This window comes from Desulfopila aestuarii DSM 18488 (assembly GCF_900143695.1).
GTDB lineage: Bacteria > Desulfobacterota > Desulfobulbia > Desulfobulbales > Desulfocapsaceae > Desulfopila > Desulfopila aestuarii.
Map to the genome: position 1 here is coordinate 23,601 of NZ_FRFE01000010.1, position 22,816 is coordinate 46,416.

A 22,816-nucleotide genomic window follows, 5' to 3' on the forward strand; every position below is an offset into this window, starting at 1 on the left:
TACACCATACAACAGAAAACCGAATATTGACGTGTATGCTTTCAGGAGTTCGGCTGGACAGGTCTGACAGGAATGACGAGTTGAGAGAGAAAGAAATCGCATTGGTATCATAACATATTGACCTTTCTGTCATTCAATGAAAGAATCTTGAGGTGGAACAGCGCAGCGAAGTGCTGTGAGATTGATCAAGAACGGCGAGGCTATTATGACCGAAAAAGAAGCAAAAGAGATTGTACCAACCAAAAAGAAGGTACGGCTCAAGATGCCGGGTATACCGAAAATTCCGAAGCTGCCATCTCTGCCCTTTCTGGTGGTGATGGCGGTGGTTGGTCTTTCAGTCTTTATCTGGTTTTTTTGTCGGATTGAGCCGGGGGCGGATGAGATTGCGGTACTCATTCGCAAGACCGGCAAGAATCTGGGCCCTGGGCAGGTGATCGCCCTGGAGCACAACCAGAAGGGTATTCAGCTCGATGTTCTGGCTGAGGGCCGATATTTCAAGAACCCCTACACCTGGAGTTGGCGAATTCATCGCATTCTTGATGTTCCTGCCGGAAAGCTCGGCGTGATGACAAGGCTTTATGGTGAAGAACTGCCGGCCGGACAGATTATCGCCGGGGACAACCAGCGGGGCATCGTTCAGGATATCCTTCGTCCAGGTAAATATCGTATCAACCCATATGCCTTTCATGTGGCGCTTTTTGACGCCATCAGCATCAGTCCGGGCAGTGTCGGTGTCGTCACCTCACTTACCGGTAAGGATGTATTGAACGACAATCTGCCTGCAGAAGACCGCAATACCTTTATGGTGAAGGATGGGCTGAAGGGCGTTTCCGGACGATTGCTTGATCCCGGTACCCATTATCTCAATCCCTATATGTACAACACAGTCGAGGTGAATACCCAGAGCCAGCGTTTTGAGATGTCGGGAGACGATGTCATCAACTTCCTGACCCTGGACGGTTTCTCGGTGACGGTTGAGGGCACTATCGAGTTCGGCATCGAGCGCGACGAAGCAGCATTTCTGACCCATCGGGTCGGTGATATGGATGATATCATCAAGAAGATCATTCTGCCAAGAGCCCGTGGATTTAGCAGGATCGAGGGCTCTAAGCATCCGGCGGTAAACTTTATTGTCGGCGAAACCCGCCAGAAGTTCCAGGCCGATCTTGAGACACATCTGCGGGACCGTTCCAAGGGCTGGGGAGTTGATATTAAGTCTGTACTGGTGCGGAAAATTATCGTGCCGGATGAGATCGCCAGCATTAATAGGGATCGCGAACTGGCGGTGCAGGATGCCGCCAAATACGAGCAACAGATCGTCCAGGCAAAATCCAAGGCCGAGTTGACCAAGCAGGAAATGCTGGCTGTACAGTCAAAAGAAAAGGTCGAGGCGGACACCAAACGGATCCGGGCGGTGATTGACGCCCAGCAGGATCAGTCGGTGCGAGTGATCGCGGCGGAAAAAGAACTGGGGGTGGCAAAGCTCGAGTATGATGCGGCGTTGTTCCAGGCAGAATCGATCCTCCTTACTGCTGATGGGCAAAAGGACGCGATTAAGGCAAATAATGAGGCCGAGGCATCGGTACTCAGGAGTCGGGTCGCAGCCATGGGCGGTGGCGACAACTTCGCCCGCTATACCCTCTATGAGAAGATCGGTCCGCAGGTCAATGCTGTGCTGACGAGCGACACAGCGGAAGGTATCGGTAATATTTTCAGTGGCTTTGCACCGGCCAAAGGAGGTGCGAAATGAACAGTAAAGTCAAACTGATCATAAAGGTAGTTGTGATTCTTGCCATTGCCGAAGTGGCCTGGCTCTGGGGCTTTTGCCGATTTTATGTCGGCCCCAACCAGATGGCCATTGTCACCGCTAAAAACGGCGACCCGCTGGGCCCCGGCCAAATTCTGGCTCGACCGGGTCAGAAGGGTATTCAGGAAGAGACCCTTGGTGAGGGCCGCCATTTCCTCAACCCGATTTTTTATGATGTTGAGATTATCCGCGCCATCGTTGTGCCGCCGGGGAAAGTGGCGATGGTGACCTCCAAGGTGGGTAGCACCCTTGCCGAGGGGGAGTTTATTGCCGATCGTGGCCAGAAGGGTATCTGGCGAAGTGTACTGGGGCCGGGGAAATACCGGATGAACCCGTATGGCTACCAGATCGATATCGTCGATGCCATCTCCATTCCCATCGGGTATGCCGGTGTAATTACCTCGCTGTCTGGTGAGCAGGCTGCCAGCGGTCAGTTTGCCGAAGAGGGGCAGAAAGGTGTGCGCCGCGATGTGCTGCAACCCGGGCTCTATTATGTGAACCCGAAGGAATACAAGGTCGATGTACTGGAGATTGGCATCAACCAGGTCTCGCTTCTGGGTCGTACTGGCGGCAAGGTGGTGACCAAGGCAAGGCAGCTGGGCCAGAATGAGGCGTTAAATGAGCTGCAGTCAGCGGTGCTGCAAAAGCAGGAAGCCAAACGGCAGGACTATTTCAGTAAGCGTTCGTCTTCAAGCCAGATGCAGCGAGGGATGCAGGGCGAGCAGGTGAGCTTCGATGCCGGAAAACCGTTGGCCAGTGTGGCACCGGCACCACTGGAGGAAGGGGAGATGAATCTCACTGAGCTTGTCAGCTTTCCATCCCGCGATGGTTTCCAGATCAGCCTCGATATGACGGTGGAGTTTGAGCTGGCCCCTGATTCCATCGCCGGAATTTTCCGTCGCTATGGCGATCTGCCTGCGGTGGTGGATAAAATCATTATGCCGCAGATTACCTCTATCTCCCGGAACAAGGGTTCGGAATACAGGGCCAAGGATTTTATTGTAGGTGAGGGACGTGAAAAGTTCCAGAACGATCTGACGGTATCACTTGAACAGACCCTTGGCGCCAAGGGCATCAAGGTTTACAACGCCCTGATCCGCCATGTGGAGGTGCCGGACCAGATTCGTGAGCCGATCCAGCAGGCGAGTATCGCCGTCGAGCAGGACCTGACCAACAAGGAACGACAGAATACCGCTAGAAAACAGGCGGAACTGAACACCGAGCTATCGCTTATCAAGCAGCGTGGTGAGCAGGTCATGCAGGAGACGGAGAAGATCAAGGCCGAGATCGCCGCAGACCTGCAGAAGCAGGTTGCCGAGATCCAGGCCGAGACCTTAAAGAAAACAGCTGAAATCCAGAAACAGACAGCAGCTATTGCCGCTAATAAGGTCCGGGTACTGGGAGAGGCAAAGGCCTCGGCTCTGCAGAAGGTGGAGGGAGAAAAGGCCAATGGTCTGCAGCTGAAGACCACGGTCTTTGGCGATCCGGTGGCTTATGCCCAGTGGCGCTTCGCCGATACCTTGAACCCTGAGATGCAGCTCAATATCATCCATTCAGGTGAAGGTACACTCTGGACAGATCTGCAGAAGACGGGTTTTGCCGAACTTGGCGGGGCAAAGCAGCTGAAAGAGAAGAAAAAGTAACAGCAGCAGTGCTACTTGGATTTTCGATGTTACTAGCAAAAAAAAGGGGCGGTCTCATGGTGAGATCGCCCCTTTTTTTGTCGCAATCTGAGGATTACAGCGATTTAGCCCCAAAGGTATCGCAGCTCTGCAGCTTGCCCGATTGCAACCCGGTCGTAAACCAGCGCACCCGCTGGGCGGAGCTGCCATGGGTAAAAGAGTCGGGGGTGATATAGCCTCGTGCCTGTTTCTGCAGTCGGTCGTCGCCGATCATGCTGGCGGCGTTTAAGGCTTCATCCACATCGCCTTCTTCCAATATCTGCCGGCTTCTCTCGGCATGATTTGCCCAGAGCCCGGAGAAACAGTCCGCTTGCAATTCAAGACGGACAGAGAGCTGGTTGTAGTCGGCCTGGGACAATGTGCTGCGCATCTGATGCACCTTGTCACTGATGCCTAAAAGGTTCTGAACATGATGACCGACCTCGTGGGCAATGACATAGGCCTGAGCGAAATCGCCCGGGGCTCCCATCTTATCTCTCAGATCCTGATAAAAGCTCAGATCAATATAGACCTTGCTGTCGGCCGGGCAATAGAATGGTCCCATGGCTGCCTGGGCAAAACCGCAGGCCGAATCGACCGCGCCGGAGAAGAGTACCAAAGTGGGCTGCCGGTAGCGTGAGCCACCTTTGGCAAAGACAGCATCCCAGGTATCTTCGGTATCGGCCAGAACCACCGAGACGAAATCAGCGAGTTCGTCTTCAGCGGCTGTCGGGGTGTAGCCGGACTGGCGGGCAGGTTCTGAAAAGCTGCCGCCTTCTTGGAGCACTACCGAAGGATCGATACCGAAATACATTGCGACCAGCGCCAGGAGGATAATGCCAATGCCACCACCCTTGGTCTTTCCAGACAGTCTGATGTTGCGCCTGTCGTCGATGTTGTCGCTTCTTCGTCCGTCTTTCCAGCGCATTGTTCCCACTTTTTCCTGATCGTATTCTCTTGATCTGTTTGTCTACTCCTTCGTTACTATCGCCATTTATCCATTTCGGTCAATGATGCGATATGTGTTTACCGAAAACAACACGAATCAATATCTTTTGGCCAGGTGTATGCCGGCTAGCATGCAGCGTACCGATCCTCCGGCCAGTTCGATGGTCGGCACTGATAACTCGACGATCTTGGCGGATCGTTCAATAATCTGCTTTTGCTCTTGTGTAAGCGAGGCCGCGGCCCGGCTTGATAGAGCCAGAATTCGCTTGTCGGGGGTGGCAAGTTCAATGGCGTTACCGGCAAACTCATCGATCTGATGGTTGCTTAAGGGGATGACGGTCCTGCCTTCGTCGGCTATCCGTTCACGAATCTCCTCGCGCCTGGCCGGGTCGGTGATAATGTCAAAACCCACCAGAGCGAAATCGGTGGCGATGCACATCATCACATTGGTGTGGTAGATCGAGTTGCCGTTGGCATCGGCGGTGTCAAAGGCCATCGGCTCGAAGTTGAAGTGGGTGCAGAAGCGCTCAAGCGGGATGGGATCGGCACGGTTGGACCTTGCAGTGTAGGCCACCCTGGCGCTGTGATCGAGCACCATAGCTCCGGTGCCTTCAAGAAACAGGTTGTCGTATTCAAGGCAGGAGTAGTCGATGACATCCTGCACCCGATATTCAGATTTCAGCATCTCGATGACATCATACCGTCGCTCCCGCCGTCGGCTGGGGTTGAACATCGGGTATATGGCTATATGGCCACCGGAATGGGTGGAAAACCAGTTGTTGGGAAAAACAGAATCGGGTGTTTCTTTTTCACCCAGATCGTCGAAGACATGAACTCTCACCCCTTCGCGCTCCAGTTTTGCGGCGGCTTCTGTTACCTCGTTGTAGGCTGCTCTGGCAATTTCTCTGGTCGGACCGTCGCTGTCTTTTCGCTGAAAGGCGTTATCAGATGCTGTCTCCGGGTTGGGATGAAAACGGTGGGGGCGAATCATGACCACCGCGCCGGGGGCCTGGATAGATTTCGAGCTCATACGGATCTCTCCTTGAATAATAAAACGGGAGTCGGTAGCTCCATCTTTACCGACTCCCCTGGCAATTGGTAAGACTATCTGTAGTTGCAAATTCACTCAAAACTACATTTCAATACCTGTCAAATGTGAAATGATAGCAGAGCCATAGTTTGTCAATACACGATGCGGGAGGGGCGATACGTTATCCAGCCAGAGAGTTGGTAGATGTCCGGCAGCTTGCAGTTTACAAAATGGTATTTACGTTGTGTAACGAAATGCAATCGCACCGAGGCCCAAGGGACAGGTAATAACCACAACAACGTCGGAGGAAGACATGGAACTGAAAGGTAAAAAAGTGGCCATCCTGGTAGAGGATATGTTCAATATTTACGAGTTCTGGTATCCCTATTACCGATTGCTTGAAGCCGGAGCTGAAGTGGTTGTGGTGGGTTCGGGGCGAAAGAGCCAGTTTACCGGTAAGCCGGCAACCGACGTGAAGGCGGATGTGGCAGCGGATGCGGTTTCAGCTGCTGATTTTGACGGGGTGGTTATTCCAGGCGGCTACGCACCCGATATGATGCGGCGCTATCCGGCCATGGTGAAGCTGGTGGCCGATGCTGTCAACTCGGGAAAAATGGTCGCCTTCATTTGCCATGCGGGCTGGATGCTCTGTTCAGCCGGAGTGTTGAAAGGACGAAAGGTGACTTCCTATTTTGCGATAAAGGATGATGTGGTGAATGCCGGTGCTCAGTGGGTCGACGAAGCGGTGGTGATTGACAAAAACCTCGTGAGCAGCCGTACCCCGGATGATCTGCCGGTATTCATGCCTGCGGTGATCAAGGTACTGGCCGGCTGAACCCGCAAGCAACATACTCAATTTACTCCGGCAGCCGTTCTTTTTTACGATAGACCATGCCGTTGAAACGGGCGACAATAGTGTTCTTCTCGTCGGTAACCATTACGTCATAGGCGCCAAGTCGGCCCGGCTCGGTTACTTCGGTGGCTGTGGCGTAGAGAACGCCGTCTGCCACCCCGCGGAGAAATGAGATATTGACGTTAATAGCCAGCGCCAGTTGGCCCTGGCTATTGGAGGCAACGGCAAAGGCAAGGTCGGCAAGGGTGAAGATGGCCCCGCCTTGTACCATATTGTTGGCGTTTTTATGCTTGTCCTGGATCTGCATCCGGGCCTTGCAGTAGCCTATGCCGGCCTCGATGATCTCAATGCCGGTGAGGGCTGCGTAGCGGTCACGGGCAAAAATGGCTTTTGCTTTTTCGGTATCCATTACTTGCCTATTTCTCAATTTCAGTGGTGGTAGAAGATGTGAGTTGTTTCTGCATGCAGACACTGTTGGTATTGCCGATATACGGGCCAAAATTTTCTGTGATAGCAAAGCCGCATTTTTGATACAATCCTATCGCTTCCGGCTGACCTTTACCGGTCTCCAGAATCATCGTGTTAATGCCAAGTTCTATACACCATGCCTCAAGGGCTTGGAGCAGTGAAACGGCATAGCCCTTTTTTCGATGTTTTTGATCGACATACATCCGTTTGAGTTCGACAGTTTGTGATGCAATCAACTTGAGGCAACCGCAAGCGATTGGCATCTCATCGATGTAGCCAATGACTGTCTTCACCAGATCGACGACATTATGCCGGTCATATTGCGCCTGCTGTCGGCCGTATCTGGCGTGCAGCTCGGCATCGAGTTTTCTTGTCAAATCCCGGAAAGCCGGATTATTGCTGTCTGTACGCACCAGTTTCATAAGGCTCATTTTGTAATAGGCTGATCTTTTTTGCTTATCGACAATACCTGCTTAAGAATGTATCCAGATTATTGGCAAAGGTCTGACGGTCCCTTTTCGTGAGTGGTGGCGGGCCGCCCGTTTCGATACCGTCAGAACGGAGTGAATCCATAAAATCCCGCATGCTGAGACGATCTCTCACGTTTTCGACACTATACATCTCGCCCCGCGGGTTGAGGGCATGGGCTCCTTTTTCAACCACAGCCGCAGCAAGGGGGATGTCGGCAGTGATCACCAGGTCACCCGGAGTCAGTTCAGTGACGATAGCCTTGTCCGCCACGTCACTGCCGGCCGCCACCCGAACAAACCGGATATACGGTGATGATGGGATGCGGATTGGGGAATTGGCTACCAGGGTGAGTTGCAACCTGCGGCGTTCCGCAGCCTTGTAGAGAATTTCTCGTATCGCCACGGGACAGGCGTCGGCATCAATCCATATTTTCATTTTTTCAAGTCTGTTGAGAGTTGTTTCATACAACGAGGCTAGCGCAAGAGATGTTTGGCTAATTGCGCAGCTCCGACTCTGTCTGTTCGGTGACGGTGCGCGGTAGTTCCTTTTTCACCTGCACCCCCAGTTCGGTAAGCTGCTGGGCCTGGGAAATGAGGTTGCCCCGGCCCTGGGTGAGTTTGTTCATCGCGCCGTCGTAGGTCTGTCTGCAGGTCTCAAGCTGTTTACCGATTTTGTCCATGTCTTCCACAAAACCGCGAAACTTGTCATAGAGGGCTCCGGCCCTCCGGGCGATTTCCAGCGAATTCCTGCTCTGGTGCTCATAGCGCCAGATGCTCTCCACGGTGCGCAGTGTGGCAAGCAGGGTCGTGGGGGTGACGATAATGATCTTTTGGCTGAATGCCTCGGTGAGAAGGTTTTCGTCATTGCCTATGGCAGCGGTGAAGGCCGCTTCGATGGGCATGAACATCATGACGAAATCGAGGGTTTGAATACCCTTCAGCTCTTCGTATTTCTTGGCACCGAGGCTCTGGATATGATTGCGGACAGCGGTTATCAGGTCGTTCAAGGCCTGTGCTTGGAGGCGGTCGTCGTCGGCTGTGCAATAACGCTCCCAGGCCGAGAGTGATACCTTCGAGTCGATAATGATATCTTTTCCTTCCGGAAGATGGATGATGACGTCTGGCTTGAACAGCCGGTTATCGCCATCACGATAGCCCAGCTGGGTCTCGTATTCACTGCCGCGCCGCAAACCCGACTGTTCCAGAACCCGTTCCAATACCAACTCGCCCCAGTTGCCCTGCAGCTTTTTATCACCTTTCAGCGCCCGGGTCAGGTTGACGGCCTCTTCACCCATCTGCTTGTTCATCTCCTGTAACTGGTGGAGCTCTTTTTTCAGCGAGGCTCGCTCCCGGGTATCATTTAAAAAGGTATCCCGTATCTCGTTTTGCAGGGCGTCCAGCTGAAGGTGAAATGGCTTCAGCATGGCTTCGAGCCGTTCTTTTGACTGGTTGCTGAAGGTCGCACTTTTATCTTCGAAGATTTCCTGGGCAAGGGAACCAAACTGCAAGCGCAGCTCTTCCCGTGCTGTTTCGAGCAGGGCAAGCTTTTCGGCGCTGTTGCGACGCTCGGTCCGGATAAGGGTGACAAGGCGTGCTTCCCGGATCTTGTGACGGGTGATATCTTCCCGTATTTCCGTCAGCTCTTTTTTTGCATCCGCCAGTTCGTTTTCAGCTTTTTCCAGGTCGTGGTGTAGTTCCTTTGCTCGACGTCGTATGGAGAAAATGACCAATACGAGCAGGCAGCCGAAAATCGCCAGGATGATTACCGGCCCATTACCCGTCAATACGGTCTGCACCAGTTGCTCAAAAAAATTTCGTAAATGAGGAATGAACGTGTTCATGCTATGCCGTGGTGGGGTTGAATCCCAAAAGTATGTATAATTTGACCTTTTGAGCCGTTTTTTACAGATAACAGGAACATAAAGGTATGGTGATGGCAAGCGGGAAATGGGCTAATCGTTGGCTCGGTGGGTCTCGAGTGTATTGACTTTAGCGGAAATTCCGGTAGATTTAAGCCGTTTCCATACGACAGCTTGCTCTGTATTGTTGTAAGGAAATAGAAAATTCTGGCGCGCGGAAGATACTTGATATTGTTGGTATTGTTTCGCGTAAACTATTCTCAGGGCGGGGTGAAATTCCCCACCGGCGGTGATTTCCGATGTATGACGGAAACAGCCCGCGAGCGCCTGCGGCATTTGCCCAGGGTCAAGCAGATCTGGTGTGATTCCAGAGCCGACGGTTAGAGTCCGGAAGAGAGAGGATAGCTGACGGGGAAGGTGTAATTTTCATTCCAGGGCCATTACGCTTCGTTGCAGTCGACGACCGCGTATGGAAAATGGAAGTGAATTTTACGGTTATCCCGCAGTAATGGTCGTGTGTTCACATGGCTGTTCGTTACTCCTGTCTGCCCTGGTTCTGGTACATTAAAGGAGAGTTACCATGAATCAGTCGTTACTGGCACAATTTGGCGATCCGCGTGAGCGGGTAGAAAAAGCACTGGCCGCTTTACAGGCGGGTGAGGGTGTTTTGGTGGTGGACGATGAAGATCGCGAGAATGAAGGCGATCTGATTTATTCGGTCGAGCACCTGACTGCGTCACAGATGGCGCTCATGATCCGGGAATGCAGTGGCATCGTATGCCTTTGTCTGCCTGACGAGAAGGTGAAAGCCCTTGGTTTGCCGCCAATGGTGAGCGACAATACCAGCGCCAACGGCACGGCGTTTACCATTTCCATCGAGGCCCGACACGGTATAACCACCGGAGTATCGGCGGCGGATCGGGTCACCACGGTGAAGACCGCCGCATCAGCTGATGCAAAACCCGAAGACCTTTGCCATCCCGGCCATGTCTTTCCCCTGAGGGCTCAGGCCGGCGGAGTCCTGGCCCGGCGTGGTCATACCGAAGGCACCGTCGATCTCATGATCCTTGCCGGCCTGCAACCGGCGGGTATCCTCTGCGAGCTGACCAACCCGGACGGAACCATGTCCCGGTTGCCTGAGATAGTTGCCTTCGCTAAGCTTCACGATATGGTTGTTCTGAGTATTGAGGATATTGTCCAGTATCGTGAGGAGATGGAGCTGGAGACTGTATAAATTCAATATTTCCAGTCAGGTTGTTTCCTGCTTTGACTTGAAATGAACAAGAAAGAGTCGTATCACCGATGGAGTGGTGATACGGCTCTTTTGGTAGTGCATTGTGCGATTGAGTGTTTTCAGCCTGGGGGCCATCCCATCGGCCGCCCGCCCAGCACATGCATGTGCAGATGGAAGATCACCTGACCGGCGTCGGCGCCGTTGTTGATAATGGTTCGATACCCCTTTTCGATACCGTTTTCTTCGGCAACCTGAGCCGAAACCCGCATCATCTTGCCGATGAGCCGGTCATCTTCCTCGCTGAGGTCGGAGAGGTTGATCCGGTGCTTTTTCGGAACGATGAGAAAATGTTTTGGGGCGGCTGGTGAAATATCCCAGAAAGCGATGACATCGTCATCTTCATACAGCTTCTGGGCCGGGATCTCCCCGGCGGCTATCTTGCAGAACAGGCAGTCACTCATGGCTTTTCCTCCTGTTTACTAGTGACAATTGCGGGTGTGTTGTTACGAGTTGCATTCGTCTTGTCTATGATGGCACACATGGCTTCGAGATTTTCAAATTTTTGCTGTGCATTTCTATCTTTACCTGCATTGTAGACGACAATCAAGGTCTTGCGTACTTTTACCGCCACTGAATCGACCAGCGACCCAAAAAGAATTCGCTCGACACCGCTTGCCTCTCCGGCCGTCATGACCACCACATCGGCATCTTCGGCCGCATCTTCGATAGCGTCCAGTCGTGAGTCAACGGGTGATACCAGGATCGTAGCCCTGAGTCCATTCGATTGCTTTTCGAGCCAGTTGGCGACCTCTTTCTCAAGGAACCTGATCTCCTTTTCCTCCGCATCGGAAGGTACCAAATACATGAGTCTGAGCTTGTGTTCGCCGATGCTATCCAGTGCCGCAATGATTTCATACATGGCAGCCAATTCATCAATTTCCGTGAATACCACAAGAATGTTTTCGGTGTGCAGTTCGCCGTAAAACCGGACCATCAGCACCGGGCATCGAACGTAATTGGCTACAGTGTCGAGCAACTTGCGAAATTTTTCTGCCGCTTTCTTCATAGGGTAACCAAGCACTACAGCGCGGGCGTCGTTGCATTCCACCGCGGCGACAATACCGGCGGCTATGTCAGGTCCCGGTACCAGTTCTGTGGCGAGGCTGTAGCCCATGTGGTGCACCTCTGCATGTTCTTCGAGAAACAGATGGTGGGGGCCGTGTTGTTCGACGGGAACCACATGGACAGCCATAGGCTGGGCTCGATAATGGCTGGCCAGGATGGTGGCAGTTCGGGCAAGACCCCGCGCGGCAGCTGGTTCTTCGGTATGAAAAACCACATATCCTGTGGCATCGGGTTCCATTTTCAGTTTCTGCCATTTCCAGGGAATGATGCGGAATGTGTCATCCAGGGCGCAGATGGCGGCACCCCGCATTTCCAGGTTCTCGTCACCTGAGGTGTCTGCACCGGTTTCTCCTGCGCTGGTGAGAGCAAAGCGGGCACTGATGGGACCGATAAGTTCTGAAAGAAAGACACCGGTCAGCACCACAGGGGTGATGACGGTGGCGTAGGGGGCCAGCCGTTCATCGGAGGAGAGGAGGAAAATCAGGCCGATGGCAACTCCAGCCTGGGGCAGCATGGCAAATCCCAGATATTTACGGACCAGTGGCGGCGAGTTTGCAATGAAAGCTCCCAGATTAACTCCTGCTATCTTACCGGAAACGGTGCCCAAAAAATAGACAATGCCAAGGACGCCGGCTGTCCGCAGCGAGTTGATATCGAGATGGCTGCCGGCCAGGGTGAAAAAGAGAACGTAGATGGGCGGCTCAAAGCGGTTCAGGGCACGAAAGATGCGGACGTCGCGCTCGGCTTTGTTGACCAGGGTGAAGCCGGCTGTCATACCGGCAAGCAGCGGTGAGAGATGCAGGGCCAGTGCTATTTCGCCGAGCAGTAGGAGGATGGCGAGGCCTGCCGTCATCAACTCTCCGAACTGTTCCAGTCGATCCAGAACCACAATGAGAACAGCTGCGGTGAGCAGTCCCAGCAGAATGGAACCGACAATCTCCATGATGCTTGCTCCCACCGCCCACAACGCCGGATCTCCCGACTGACCGAGGAGCTGGTGTGCTATCGAGACAACCAGGCCGAAAAACATTATGGCGATACCGTCGTCGATGGCGACAATGGCCATGAGTGTCGAAGTGAGAGGGCCTTTTGCCTTGAGCTCACGGATCACAAGCAGCGTAGCTGCGGGTGCGGTCGCCACTCCTATCGCACCGAGCAGCAGACTGAGCACCAGATAATTCCTGTTCGTCCAGTTATCAACTGTAAAACCGGTCAATTGGATGGTGACGAAAATGAGGATGCTGACAGTCAGACAGGCACCGGCTGCCTCGCACAAGCCGATCCATTTCAAACTTCTGGTGTGTTGCCGTAGCTTTTTGATTTCAATATGCTCGCCTATACCGAACGCGATCAGCATGAGGGCAATTTGGGTAAAGTGAGCAAGGTTGTGACCGACCCGCTCGTCAGTAATGAAGCCGAGACCGGTGGGGCCAAGCAGCAGGCCGGCCAGGATATAGCCCGTTACTGAAGGCAGGCGGAACCGTTGGGCAATTTTGCTTGCCGCGAGTCCTGCAGCGAGAAGAATGGCGATGCCGAGGGTGACCATGGGCACACTCTGCGTAAATGTTGATGGCGTCGTGAACTGACGTGTTGAGGAGATGATGGTGCTCCGGGTAAACTGGCCGGAGCACCATTCGGTTCAGACTGTTACTTGGTGTAGGTAAAGCTCAACTTGTCGTCTTTGAGATCGACTGCTGCTTCACCGCCGCGGTTAAGCTCACCGAAGAGGATCTCTTCGGTCAGGGTGTCGCCGATCTCCTTCATGATGAGTCGACGGAGTGGCCGTGCGCCGAAATCGGGGTCGTACCCTTTGGTGGCCAGCCAGGTACGGGCTGTATCGCTCAGCTTGATGGAAACCCGTTTCTCAGCGAGCTGCGACTCGAGTTCACCGATCAGTTTATCAACAACCTTCTCGACGGTTTCCGCACCCAGTTTGCCAAAGGAAACGATGGCGTCGAGGCGGTTTCTGAATTCCGGCGCAAAAAGCTTGTTGATGACCGTTTTGTCCTTGCCGCCCTCACTGGTGACGAAACCAATGGACTTGGTGGTCATTTCCCGAGCGCCGGCATTGGTGGTCATGATGAGGATGACATTTCGAAAATCCGCCTTGCGGCCCGAGTTGTCGGTGAGGGTCGAATGATCCATCACCTGAAGGAGGATCGAATAGATATCCGGATGGGCCTTTTCGATCTCATCAAGCAGCAGTACCGAGTAGGGATGCTTTCTGATCGACTCGGTCAACAGCCCGCCCTGATCAAAACCAACATAGCCTGGTGGTGAGCCGATGAGCCGTGAGACCGCATGTTTTTCCATATACTCGCTCATGTCGAACCGCTCGAAATGGACCCCGAGCACTTGGGCGAGCTGGCGGGCAACTTCTGTCTTGCCGACGCCGGTGGGGCCGGCAAAGAGGAAGCAGCCGGTGGGCGAGTCGGGGTTGCCGAGCCCGGCCCGGGAGCGTTTTACCGCTGATACCACTGCGTCTATGGCCTCATCCTGGCCGAAGATCACCTCCTGCATTTTGGGAGCGAGTTCCTTCAGCTGGCTGACATCACTGCTGGTTCCGCTCTTGGCCGGGATTCTGGCCATGCGCGAAACCACCTTCTCGACATCGGTCACCTTGACCATGGAGCCCAGCCGACCTTCAAGGCGGAACATGGAACCCACCTCGTCCATAATATCGATAGCCTTATCCGGCAGGAAGCGTTCGTTGATATAGCGTTTGCTCAGCTCGGCCATGGCCTTGATGCCGTTTTTCGAGTACCTGATCTGGTGATGCTTTTCATACTTGGACTGCAGACCCTGGAGAATAAGTACGGTATCTTCCACCGAAGGTTCTTCGATATCGATTTTCTGGAAGCGTCGGGACAGAGCCCGATCTTTTTCGATCTGGTTCTTATACTCTTCATAGGTAGTGGATCCAATGCACCGCAGGATGCCCGCCTGCAAGGCGGGTTTCAGCAGATTGGAGGCATCCATGGAGCCGCCGGAGGTGGCACCGGCGCCGACGATGGTGTGCATCTCATCGATAAAAAGAATGGCGTTCTTCTTGTTTTCAATGGCCGAGACCACACTTTTCAGCCGCTTTTCAAAATCGCCGCGATACTTGGTGCCGGCGACCAGCGTTCCCATATCGAGCAGGTGGATTTCCACATCCTGCAGCAAGTCGGGTACCGTCGACTTGTCACCATTCTGGCGGGCAACTTTATCCTCATGGATGCGGAGCGCAAGCCCCTCGGCCATGGCCGTCTTGCCGACACCCGGCTCTCCAACCAGGAGTGGATTGTTCTTCTTTCTGCGGCAGAGTACCTGCATGATCCGGTTGATTTCTTCGTTTCGACCGATAAGCGGATCGAGCCGTCCCTCTTCGGCTGAACGGGCCAGGTTGACGGTATATTCCTTCAGGGCTTTGTCTTCCTTGATGTTTTCCTTGGTGTCAGGTCCTTCAGGTGGGCTTGGTAGCGGTTCCTGCTGCAGCCCGTTGGGTATCTCGTGGGAGATGAAGTTGACCACCGCCATCCGGCCGACGCCTACCGAGCTGAGAAAGAAGACCGCATGTGACTCCGCCTCGGAAAATATCGAAACCAACACATCGCCGCTGTCCACCTCCTTTTTCCCGCAGCTCTGCACATGTGCCACAGCCCGTTGCAGCACCCGGTTGAAGGCGAGTGTCTGGGTAGGTTCCTGCTGGCTTGGGTGGGATATCGTTGGAATATCGCCTAAAAAGAACTTTTCGAGCCGTTCTTTTAGAATGTCGATTGAGCCACCACACTCATTGATGATGTAACTGGCCAGATCGTCATAGAGCAGGCCGTAGAGCAGATGCTCCACCGTCACATATTCATGATTATGGTTTTTCGCTTCCCTGATTGCCCGGATCAGTGTCTTTTCGAGTGTCTTGCTCAGCATAGTATATCGTCCTGGGTATCGCCCCTGTTGCGTTAGGCTCGTTCCATTGAGCAGCGCAACGGGAACTCGTTTTGACGGGCCAACTCGTGGACCAGCGCTATTTTCGTTTCACAGATTTCCCGGGTATAGACGCCTGCTACCCCGATCCCCTTTTCATGCACATTCAGCATGATGCGGGTCGCCTCCTGGGGCGACTTGTGGAAAATGTTTTCCAGGATGGACACCACAAATTCCATCGAGGTGTAGTCGTCGTTGTGCAGCAGCGCTTTGTAGAGCGGTGGCTCCTGAACCTCGACCCAGTCCCTGGTGGCCACCGAACTTTGGCGGCCTTCTTTTCTATCAGGCATTGTTAATGTTTTATATTATGGTAGAAATTTTCAAGTGTTACTTGTGGTTGATCCTGCGGGCCTTCACTTACAATAATGCTTAACCGCATATTTTCAATGCGCAACAGCCCATAGTTTATAAGGGTCTTGCATCAAGCGGAGTTCAGCCGCGCTGAACATGGAGAGGTGGTGCTTCAGGGCCTTTTCAGCATGGTCAGGAACATCTCTTCCAGAACGATATGCTGTGGCAGCGGTGAGCCCTTGAGGCGGAACTCAGCTTCTAAAAGAAGTGTAAGGCATTTTTTCAGCTGATTACAGGAAAAATCTCCTGCCTTGGTAAAACTCATGTAAAGAGCATACGGATGTCCGCCTAAGAGCTCGTCCCATTGACCTTTTTCTTTTAAGGCCGGCAGGTAGTGCGACTGGAACTGTTTGGCGTTCATCCCCTTATGCCAGGGAGGGGAGGGGGAGAGCTGGAGGGAACGGAAAACCAGCATCTTGCGAAGGTAATTGCGCATCGTGGCCAAAATGGCCAGTCCATGGGTGCCGTTTTCCTGAAGGCGGCCAAGGATAGAGAGTGTTCTGCCAACCTGGTTCTTTCCGAAGGCATCGGTCAGCTCAAAGAGCGCGTCTTCTCGACTGCGGCCAACCATTGCTTCCAGATCAGCGCAGGTGATCATCGGCCGGTCATCGGCATAGAGGGCTAATTTTTCGGTCTCGGTCACCACCGCCACCGGATGAAAACCCACCCGGTCAAAAAACATTTCCACAGCCCGGGGTTCGATTTTCTTGCCGAACCCGGAAAGGGTTTTGTAGAGCATCTCTTTCAATACGTCCTTTTGCTCCTGCTGGGCCTGGGAGGAGGCGCCGGCAGCAACCGAACAGTCGACGACGATACCGCTTTTTTTAATAAAGGTGAAAAGGCGCTGTCGCTTGTCCACCGTCTCGGCGGTGAGGATGAGGCAATTTTGCTTCGGGATGCCGGAGGTGAAAGCCTCGATATAGCGATCACTCATATCGGTGGCTCCACCTTTACCCATCCTGCCGGTGCCCACCGCTTCCTTAAGAAGATTGTCGGCCCAGCTTAAATCGCCCTGTGGTTTGGCGGAGCCGAACAGTTTTTCCCACTGGGAACCGGGTATTTCGGAAAAGGCAGTGGGGCTATCGATGGCTACCGAGCCGACTTTGGCGAAAGCGATGATATGGCGCATGGCGGCAGCACTTTTGCCCCCATCGTGATTCTGCTGGGCCTTCTCCCAGATAGTGCCGGCCACGGTCTTGCTCAAAAAGATGCGGCTGTCGGAGACCCGGTAGATCTGTTTTCCTGGGAGCAGACTAAAACTCATGAGCCGGGCCAGGGTCTGGCCGCTGTCTTCCTGGTCTCCGTCAATGGGGTGCAAAGCTCCCCCGCCCTGTTTGAGGAGTGCTGCCTGCAACTGGTCCGCCGCTTCGCGGGCGAGATAGCGTTCGCCGAAAAAAAGAAAGAGGGGACAGGCGGTGATGGTCGGGGTGTCGGTCAGAAGGGTCGGGAGTTCGGAACGTTTAATCTGCGGCATGATTTCGATTATGGGTACAGGGTAGTTACGAAAAGATGGGGCTCGGTCAACGAACCATTATGTGATTCATACTCGTTTTGGGCTATGGATGACAAGCAATGATCTGTGAAAATGGGAGAAAAGAGCACGTTCTTTTAGCGGGCGGACATCTTATAGAGGATGGCCGGCAGGGAGCCGGGACGGATATACTCATCTCCGGTATCAGCTGCGAAAATGCCGTTGGTCAGCTGGGCAAGCTTCTTCCAGGTCAGATCCTGATGCAGCTTGTGCTGCTCGGCGACGATTTCCAGCATCCTGGTATTGTAGGGTGTATTGATGGTTGATGTGCCGGTCCCGACCGTGGCCAGGATATCAAGACGATTCCCAAACCGGCTGATCAGCTCCCCATAGGCCCTGATGCCGCCGCAGGAACCGATACTGATAAAACGCGGAAGGCCGGAAAGCAGATCTGGCGTAATTTCTTTTCGCTCAATGAGTCGATCCAGGGGCAGGAGTAGCTGCTCGCCCCGCCAGTAGCTATGTCCGCGTTGAGCGAACAGCTCGTGTCCTTTGGTCAGAAAGGTTTTGAGCAGATTCTCCTGGGCGGTTTTTCCGTGGTAGATATAGACAAAATGGTTCAGGTCAATCTTGCCGATCCGTTTCTGCCAGACAATTACCACCGGTGTTCTGGCCGCGAGCTGGAACAGGGCTGCGAGATTGCCTGAATTTGAATGCTGCAGTTTTTGTAACACCGTGATTAGTTGCGTTTGCAGTCCCTTATCGATAGGGCCTGGTTCATACTCATTGCTAAAGGCTGGTCGATAACCGTGTCGAAACAGGTAGGAACCGTGCTCGCGATACGAGATGCTGCCGTCGTCGTCGTTCTGGAACACCGACAAACTGCACAACTTCCCGTCGGAGAGCCATTCGGCAAATGGCGTGGTCACATAAGGGGCAATATCAACCCATCCCTCACGGTCGAGCATGGCCGAGATGCTTTGACTGTCGACTGCTGAGAGCAGTTGCGGATGATGGTCGAGATATTCCTGCAGGATTACCTGAACCTGGCGAGCGAATCGACCGCTCTTATCGTTGGTAGCCTGCAATAGCAGCTCCAGAAGGGTCGTTCTGGCCTGTGGTTGCAGGGTTTTCAACAGATCGATGAAGGTGGCGGCGAAAAAGAGCAGGCTTTTCTCGTTACCAAGGGCTGACTTAGCCAGGAGCTTCAGTACCTCTTGTTGAGCGGCGGCTTCTTGTGGGAAAAAGGTGGTGAGGCTTCCTTTCCAGGCCAGATGGGTGAGAAAATCAGAGACCATGAGCGAATCGGGATCAATGACCCCCAGAAAGGAGAGCAGGTTATTGTTATATTCGGTGCTCAGTTTCGCAACCATCTCGGGAACGAGTATATCCCGAAATGACGAGTCGAACAGTTCGCTGCCATGTGCCAGCAGCACATAGAGATTTTCACATGTCAGATCACGGGCCAGCTGGCGGCGAGCAGCCTGGGTGGCTAGGCGGAGAAGGGCAATTGCCTTGGCTCTGTCGCCCCCTGCGAGAGCCTGTTGCATTGAGGAACCGAAACGGTTACGTGTGGTCGGATCAAGACGATGGAAGAGTTGCTGAAGTCCTGCTGGTGACATCTTTGCCAGTCGGCCACCGCTGATCTCCTGGCCGAAATTATCAGTGACAGCGTGGAGATTGTTGAGTTGTTCGGCGATGGCCGGCGCTGCCTCGCCAAGCCCGGTAAGCAGTATATTTTTGTCAGCGATGGAAAAGTCCGGATATGCAGATTCCCGGCTGGTGTCAGGAAGGGTGAAATAGTTGTTCAGCCAGTATCCGATCTCTGGTCCATTGATCTTGCTGCCGGCAAGCAGGCCGCTGAGATTGATTGCCTCTATCTCCGCGAGAATTGACAACTGGCCAAGGAGCGCCGGTAGTATGGCTGGCCGCACTTTTGGGGTGGCAAAACACTTCTCCGCAGCCCGTTTCTGGGCTGGGGTAAGTGGGGTGATAAGGTCGACACTTTTCAGTACCGTATCCTCATCGATGGTCTCAATCGAAAGAAGTGCACGGGTCGCCCATTGGCCAGCCTCATCGGTGGTATCGATCATCTTCAACCTTCGGATGACCCGGATTGCGCCATCGGCTGTTGTGTTTTTTAGGTTGGGTAATGGTGCGAGAACCTGTTCGTACACAAAGCTGACATCTTTTATTTCCGTCAGCAGCAGGCGAGCTCCACTGAGGGTTGCTCCCGGCAATCCAACATAATATTCCAGGAGGGGAATGGCGCTGAAGGAAATATCGAACAATTCCGGCAGGGAGAATATCGCTGGAAGATCTGCGGGGGAGATTGCCGGCAATTGCAAGAGGGCCCGTATCGCCCGGGAGGAGGTGTAATCGAGTGCGTTGATCTTTGGTGTGTAGGACGCAATCTCCGCTGAGGAAATTGTTTTGAGGTTCTTGAGACTTTCCAGGGTGCGATTTGCGGCAGCTTTGGATAACTGACTGGCATGGGCCGGTGCGCCAATCAGCAGAGCGAAAGCAAGGAGGAACGGCATGAAACAGCGTGTGGTGTGGAAAAACATGGCTGCCCTGCAAAGAAGGAGAAAGATGACACGTTCCGTCGGTGGATACAGAACTATTTCATTCTTGCAGCTCTATTTTCAAGGAAAAAAAGTAAAGAGGGGAGAGGAATGCTGCCTGGAACCCCTTTATGGAGAAGGTTCCAGGCAGAAATGGTGCTATGGTTTGATGATTTCGCAGTCACAGCTCGGATCGGTGATGTCGAGCAGCAGGAATTTCACGTCGTATCCGTGTTTTAACAGTTCCTGATAAGCGAGGTCGGCTCTGGCCCCGGAGGAGCAGTGGATGAATATCCGCTTGTCTTTCGGGATATCTCCAAGACGTTTGGGGATTTCATCAAGCGGGATGTTAACGGTGTTCTTGAAGATCCCAAATTCGGCAATCTCATCCTTGGTTCGGGAATCGATCACGAAGGTGTTCGGAAGCTCACCGGCGACGGCTTTCCTGAAATCAGCCACCGAAACTTCGCCTTTGCCAAGCTGTCGTACCCATTTGATCTCGTTAGTGAAGATCGGTCCTTTCACCACGGGTTCGCCGGCTTTTACCCAACCCTGGTAATTGCCTTTCACCAGTGAGACCTGTTTGAACCCCTCCTCACGGAGCTCGAGGTAGGCCTCCATGGTCTCATTCTTGGAATTACTGTAGAGCACCACCGGTGCATTGCGTGGAATATCATCGAGACGGTCATCGAGCTCATCATAGGGCAGAGCGACAGCGCGTGGGATTCTGCCCTTGACCGGGCTGCCGTCCCCTCTCAGGTCGAGCAGGACGATATTGCCTTCACGGACAAAGGTGTTGGTTGCATAGACTGGGTGACCCGCCTTGCTCCAGGCTGGTTCGCCATCAAGGAAAACACGAATGTTGGTATAGCCAAGTTTTTTCGCCAGACCGGCGTTTGTGGTTGACATGCCTCAGGTGGGGCCTCCGCAATAAAATACCAGCAACGTATCTTTTTCTTTCGGCAGTGCTTTTTCACCCATCTTCTTCAGCTTTGGCACCGGGATGGAAATGGCTTCTGGCAGGTGGCCTTGTGCGTATCGTGATTCCGGACGGGCGTCAACGAGGGTCATGCTGGTGCCATTCTCAACCAGGGCATACATCTCATCAACCTTGATTTCGGTCACCCCCTCAGGCAGTTTAGCCAGTTTTGGCTTAATTTCAGTGGCAAACTGGTCCTCTCCGCGTTGCTCCCAGGTGATGATGGCAGCTTCGCCCTGTTCGGCAAAGTTGAGTCCTTTGGTGTTGTCGTCGAATTTGACCATCATGGTCTGAGCCTGGTCATCCTTCCCTACGCTGATTGAGATGGTCTTTGCCTTGTTGGACTTACCGACGACTGAGCCGGTATACACATTCTGTTTTTGCTGAGTGGCCTGAACGGGCGATTTCGTCGCTTGGGAGGTATCAGGCGGGGGAGTGGCACAACCGGTTAACAGGAATGTTAGCACAAGCGCCGACGCCAGAACCTTACTGTCTCTGGTAAGCTGCATAGGTATCTCCTTCTGGTGGAATGAAAAGTGAATGTGTTAATACACATTACAGATTAATAATTATATGTATCACTTTAATAGAATTCGACAAAATGTTTTCTTTCAATCGGAATCATAAAATATTCCAGAGCGATAGGAGTTGTACAAAAATCAGGAGGTTATTTGCATATGCTACAAAGTAGGGGTGGGTTGGTGTGATTCTTCACATCGAGAGCTAAAAGACACCATGTTCGTAGAGAATATTGAGGCCGATTCCCCAGAGAACCAGGCCGCCCAATAATTCGGCCCATGTGCTGAGCCGTTTAAAGGCAGAGACCTTTTTCCCGAGGTGCATACCGGTGATGGTGAAGGCGGCGGCAACGATACCGATGATAATTGCCGGGGTAATAATGGAGATGTGCAGCATGGACATGGAAAAACCAACGGCCAGCGCATCAATGCTGGTGGCGACGGAGAGCATGACCATGGTGAACCCTTTGGTGGAATCCTTGCGCGGTTCATCACTTTCATGATCGAATTGGAGTGCTTCGCGCAGCATGTTGGAACCCACTGCTGCCAATAGTCCGAAGGCGATCCAGTGGGCATAGTTTTCGACGATGACACGGATGGCGCTGCCCAGCCACCAGCCGATTATTGGCATCATGGCCTGGAACAGACCAAAATGCCAGGATAGACGAAACGTCTGTCGGGCACTGATTTTTTTAAGACTGATGCCGACGGCAATGGAGACAGCAAAGGCGTCCATCGCCAGGGCTACGGCGATACCGAGAATGGTAAGAAGTGACATATATACTCTTCGATCTTTTTCACCCTTGTTGCCTAGGAGGTGAGTGGGATCGTATAAACTTTAATAAAAAGTGTGCATCAATCGCTGAAGCGTTAAGGCGCCTTCAGGCGTGGCCAGCCAGGCCAGGGCGCCACAATTGATTACAACCGTTAGCCAATAGACTGTCCTGAAAGAGATCTTCTTCGATTTATGGCGAAGTGTATTCTGGGCAATGAGAGCTCCAGGCCAGCCGCCGATAAGTGAAAGAAGGTGCAGTTTGTTTTCCGGTATTCGCCATTCATCCGATTCGGCGGCGGATTTATCTTTTTTGTACGCTAAAAACGTCGCTATACTCAAGATGATATAGGCGCTGAGAATGATGACCGGCAGTACCTTCATGATAACCAGCAACCCCACCAGAGCAAGGAAAATGCAGGAGAAAACTCTGGCAAAGAAAATTTGTCTGTCGGTTTTGCTGACCTTTTTGTGGCCCAGGGATGGGGCGACCCGTATCGCGCAACTCCGCCCCTGGGAATCAGTGCCAATATCATACGTGACCCGCAGGCCTTGAACTGGCCGTTGATGTTCCTTGCTAAATGCATTGATATGGAGAAAAATCTTTTTGGTGTCTGATTGCGGCGTGATAAAGCCAAATCCTTTATCATCATTCCATTTTGTTATCGTGCCGGATTCCTGGGACATCTTTGTTCGTAGAAGTGTAGGGTCGGGGGGCTGCCAATAGCCGCACCGGCAAG

20 protein-coding genes and 1 riboswitch are annotated in these 22,816 nt (G+C 53.1%); of the genes, 4 read left to right on the forward strand and 16 right to left on the reverse strand.

Annotation, left to right across the window (positions count from 1 at the left end; translation table 11 throughout):
• The first annotated feature begins 205 nt into the window (after positions 1–205).
• Both BUF15_RS11355 and BUF15_RS11360 read left to right on the forward strand, forming a co-directional pair.
• Positions 206–1,750, forward strand: coding sequence for an SPFH domain-containing protein (locus tag BUF15_RS11355; RefSeq protein WP_143170695.1), 1,545 nt, complete (start codon positions 206–208; stop codon positions 1,748–1,750).
• Positions 1,747–3,450: an SPFH domain-containing protein gene (locus BUF15_RS11360; protein ID WP_073613607.1), complete on the forward strand. Its 1,704-nt coding sequence runs from the start codon at positions 1,747–1,749 to the stop codon at positions 3,448–3,450. The genes BUF15_RS11355 and BUF15_RS11360 overlap by 4 nt, the downstream gene beginning before the upstream one ends.
• Before the next feature lie 94 nt (positions 3,451–3,544).
• On the opposite strand, the gene ypfJ is transcribed toward BUF15_RS11360, so the two are convergent.
• Both ypfJ and ctlX read right to left on the reverse strand, forming a co-directional pair.
• On the reverse strand, positions 3,545–4,396 hold the full coding sequence (gene ypfJ, locus BUF15_RS11365) for a KPN_02809 family neutral zinc metallopeptidase (RefSeq protein ID WP_073613608.1): 852 nt from the start codon (positions 4,394–4,396) through the stop codon (positions 3,545–3,547).
• A 117-nt stretch (positions 4,397–4,513) separates the two neighbouring features.
• Positions 4,514–5,446 carry a citrulline utilization hydrolase CtlX gene (ctlX, locus tag BUF15_RS11370; protein ID WP_073613609.1) on the reverse strand — a complete coding sequence of 311 codons (933 nt, stop codon included), beginning with the start codon at positions 5,444–5,446 and terminating at the stop codon, positions 4,514–4,516.
• Between the two features lie 313 nt (positions 5,447–5,759).
• Between ctlX and BUF15_RS11375 the strand changes: the two genes are divergently transcribed.
• A complete protein-coding gene (locus tag BUF15_RS11375) occupies positions 5,760–6,281 on the forward strand; it encodes a type 1 glutamine amidotransferase domain-containing protein (protein WP_073613610.1) in 522 nt (173 codons plus the stop codon).
• A gap of 22 nt (positions 6,282–6,303) precedes the next feature.
• On the opposite strand, the gene BUF15_RS11380 is transcribed toward BUF15_RS11375, so the two are convergent.
• The 4 genes from BUF15_RS11380 to rmuC are packed head-to-tail and all read right to left on the reverse strand — an operon-like array spanning position 6,304 to position 9,078.
• Positions 6,304–6,708 carry a PaaI family thioesterase gene (locus tag BUF15_RS11380; RefSeq protein ID WP_073613611.1) on the reverse strand — a complete coding sequence of 135 codons (405 nt, stop codon included), beginning with the start codon at positions 6,706–6,708 and terminating at the stop codon, positions 6,304–6,306.
• Positions 6,709–6,715: 7 nt separating this feature from the next.
• Positions 6,716–7,189, reverse strand: coding sequence for a GNAT family N-acetyltransferase (locus tag BUF15_RS11385; RefSeq protein ID WP_084553905.1), 474 nt, complete (start codon positions 7,187–7,189; stop codon positions 6,716–6,718).
• A gap of 34 nt (positions 7,190–7,223) precedes the next feature.
• Positions 7,224–7,673, reverse strand: a complete 450-nt coding sequence (locus BUF15_RS11390) for a YaiI/YqxD family protein (RefSeq protein ID WP_073613613.1) — start codon at positions 7,671–7,673, stop codon at positions 7,224–7,226.
• A 58-nt stretch (positions 7,674–7,731) separates the two neighbouring features.
• A complete protein-coding gene (gene rmuC / locus BUF15_RS11395) occupies positions 7,732–9,078 on the reverse strand; it encodes a DNA recombination protein RmuC (RefSeq protein WP_084553907.1) in 1,347 nt (448 codons plus the stop codon).
• A gap of 270 nt (positions 9,079–9,348) precedes the next feature.
• Positions 9,349–9,503: riboswitch (FMN riboswitch) on the forward strand.
• A gap of 173 nt (positions 9,504–9,676) precedes the next feature.
• Between rmuC and ribB the strand changes: the two genes are divergently transcribed.
• Positions 9,677–10,330, forward strand: a complete 654-nt coding sequence (gene ribB, locus BUF15_RS11400; protein WP_073613614.1) for a 3,4-dihydroxy-2-butanone-4-phosphate synthase — start codon at positions 9,677–9,679, stop codon at positions 10,328–10,330.
• 119 nt (positions 10,331–10,449) lie between these two features.
• Here the strand turns inward: ribB and BUF15_RS11405 are convergent, their stop codons facing one another.
• The 10 genes from BUF15_RS11405 to BUF15_RS11450 form a co-directional block, all read right to left on the reverse strand.
• Positions 10,450–10,791: a histidine triad nucleotide-binding protein gene (locus tag BUF15_RS11405; RefSeq protein ID WP_073613615.1), complete on the reverse strand. Its 342-nt coding sequence runs from the start codon at positions 10,789–10,791 to the stop codon at positions 10,450–10,452.
• Complete coding sequence (locus BUF15_RS11410; RefSeq protein ID WP_073613616.1) at positions 10,788–13,001, reverse strand: cation:proton antiporter domain-containing protein; 2,214 nt, start codon at positions 12,999–13,001, stop codon at positions 10,788–10,790. Before BUF15_RS11410 ends, BUF15_RS11405 begins: the two co-directional genes overlap by 4 nt.
• Positions 13,002–13,102: 101 nt before the next feature.
• Positions 13,103–15,364, reverse strand: a complete 2,262-nt coding sequence (gene clpA / locus BUF15_RS11415; protein ID WP_073613617.1) for an ATP-dependent Clp protease ATP-binding subunit ClpA — start codon at positions 15,362–15,364, stop codon at positions 13,103–13,105.
• A gap of 32 nt (positions 15,365–15,396) precedes the next feature.
• The gene (gene clpS / locus BUF15_RS11420; RefSeq protein ID WP_073613618.1) at positions 15,397–15,711 is read right to left on the reverse strand and encodes an ATP-dependent Clp protease adapter ClpS; all 315 of its coding nucleotides are present in this window, start codon (positions 15,709–15,711) and stop codon (positions 15,397–15,399) included.
• 173 nt (positions 15,712–15,884) lie between these two features.
• On the reverse strand, positions 15,885–17,246 hold the full coding sequence (gene holA, locus BUF15_RS11425; protein ID WP_073613619.1) for a DNA polymerase III subunit delta: 1,362 nt from the start codon (positions 17,244–17,246) through the stop codon (positions 15,885–15,887).
• A gap of 134 nt (positions 17,247–17,380) precedes the next feature.
• On the reverse strand, positions 17,381–19,810 hold the full coding sequence (locus BUF15_RS11430) for a hypothetical protein (RefSeq protein ID WP_073613620.1): 2,430 nt from the start codon (positions 19,808–19,810) through the stop codon (positions 17,381–17,383).
• A gap of 156 nt (positions 19,811–19,966) precedes the next feature.
• A complete protein-coding gene (locus BUF15_RS11435; protein WP_073613621.1) occupies positions 19,967–20,716 on the reverse strand; it encodes a rhodanese-like domain-containing protein in 750 nt (249 codons plus the stop codon).
• Positions 20,717–20,719: 3 nt separating this feature from the next.
• Positions 20,720–21,295: a rhodanese-like domain-containing protein gene (locus tag BUF15_RS11440; RefSeq protein ID WP_073613622.1), complete on the reverse strand. Its 576-nt coding sequence runs from the start codon at positions 21,293–21,295 to the stop codon at positions 20,720–20,722.
• Between the two features lie 214 nt (positions 21,296–21,509).
• The gene (locus tag BUF15_RS11445; RefSeq protein ID WP_073613623.1) at positions 21,510–22,082 is read right to left on the reverse strand and encodes a manganese efflux pump MntP; all 573 of its coding nucleotides are present in this window, start codon (positions 22,080–22,082) and stop codon (positions 21,510–21,512) included.
• A 60-nt stretch (positions 22,083–22,142) separates the two neighbouring features.
• Entirely contained in the window at positions 22,143–22,763 is a 621-nt protein-coding gene (locus tag BUF15_RS11450) for a DUF1294 domain-containing protein (protein ID WP_073613624.1), read from the reverse strand.
• Positions 22,764–22,816: the final 53 nt, after the last annotated feature.

What these genes read in the sequence shown, in the direction of transcription:
- ypfJ (WP_073613608.1), bottom strand. Translation starts at nt 4,396, where the DNA reads ATGCGCTGGAAAGACGGACGAAGAAGCGACAACATCGACGACAGGCGC.
- BUF15_RS11430 (WP_073613620.1), bottom strand. Translation starts at nt 19,810, where the DNA reads ATGTTTTTCCACACCACACGCTGTTTCATGCCGTTCCTCCTTGCTTTC.
- BUF15_RS11405 (WP_073613615.1), bottom strand. Translation starts at nt 10,791, where the DNA reads ATGAGTGACTGCCTGTTCTGCAAGATAGCCGCCGGGGAGATCCCGGCC.
- BUF15_RS11445 (WP_073613623.1), bottom strand. Translation starts at nt 22,082, where the DNA reads ATGTCACTTCTTACCATTCTCGGTATCGCCGTAGCCCTGGCGATGGAC.
- clpA (WP_073613617.1), bottom strand. Translation starts at nt 15,364, where the DNA reads ATGCTGAGCAAGACACTCGAAAAGACACTGATCCGGGCAATCAGGGAA.
- BUF15_RS11380 (WP_073613611.1), bottom strand. Translation starts at nt 6,708, where the DNA reads ATGGATACCGAAAAAGCAAAAGCCATTTTTGCCCGTGACCGCTACGCA.
- BUF15_RS11410 (WP_073613616.1), bottom strand. Translation starts at nt 13,001, where the DNA reads ATGGTCACCCTCGGCATCGCCATTCTTCTCGCTGCAGGACTCGCGGCA.
- BUF15_RS11440 (WP_073613622.1), bottom strand. Translation starts at nt 21,295, where the DNA reads ATGCAGCTTACCAGAGACAGTAAGGTTCTGGCGTCGGCGCTTGTGCTA.
- BUF15_RS11390 (WP_073613613.1), bottom strand. Translation starts at nt 7,673, where the DNA reads ATGAAAATATGGATTGATGCCGACGCCTGTCCCGTGGCGATACGAGAA.
- BUF15_RS11360 (WP_073613607.1), top strand. Translation starts at nt 1,747, where the DNA reads ATGAACAGTAAAGTCAAACTGATCATAAAGGTAGTTGTGATTCTTGCC.
- BUF15_RS11375 (WP_073613610.1), top strand. Translation starts at nt 5,760, where the DNA reads ATGGAACTGAAAGGTAAAAAAGTGGCCATCCTGGTAGAGGATATGTTC.
- BUF15_RS11450 (WP_073613624.1), bottom strand. Translation starts at nt 22,763, where the DNA reads ATGTCCCAGGAATCCGGCACGATAACAAAATGGAATGATGATAAAGGA.
- ribB (WP_073613614.1), top strand. Translation starts at nt 9,677, where the DNA reads ATGAATCAGTCGTTACTGGCACAATTTGGCGATCCGCGTGAGCGGGTA.
- ctlX (WP_073613609.1), bottom strand. Translation starts at nt 5,446, where the DNA reads ATGAGCTCGAAATCTATCCAGGCCCCCGGCGCGGTGGTCATGATTCGC.
- rmuC (WP_084553907.1), bottom strand. Translation starts at nt 9,078, where the DNA reads ATGAACACGTTCATTCCTCATTTACGAAATTTTTTTGAGCAACTGGTG.
- BUF15_RS11355 (WP_143170695.1), top strand. Translation starts at nt 206, where the DNA reads ATGACCGAAAAAGAAGCAAAAGAGATTGTACCAACCAAAAAGAAGGTA.
- holA (WP_073613619.1), bottom strand. Translation starts at nt 17,246, where the DNA reads ATGCCGCAGATTAAACGTTCCGAACTCCCGACCCTTCTGACCGACACC.
- BUF15_RS11435 (WP_073613621.1), bottom strand. Translation starts at nt 20,716, where the DNA reads ATGTCAACCACAAACGCCGGTCTGGCGAAAAAACTTGGCTATACCAAC.
- BUF15_RS11385 (WP_084553905.1), bottom strand. Translation starts at nt 7,189, where the DNA reads ATGAAACTGGTGCGTACAGACAGCAATAATCCGGCTTTCCGGGATTTG.
- clpS (WP_073613618.1), bottom strand. Translation starts at nt 15,711, where the DNA reads ATGCCTGATAGAAAAGAAGGCCGCCAAAGTTCGGTGGCCACCAGGGAC.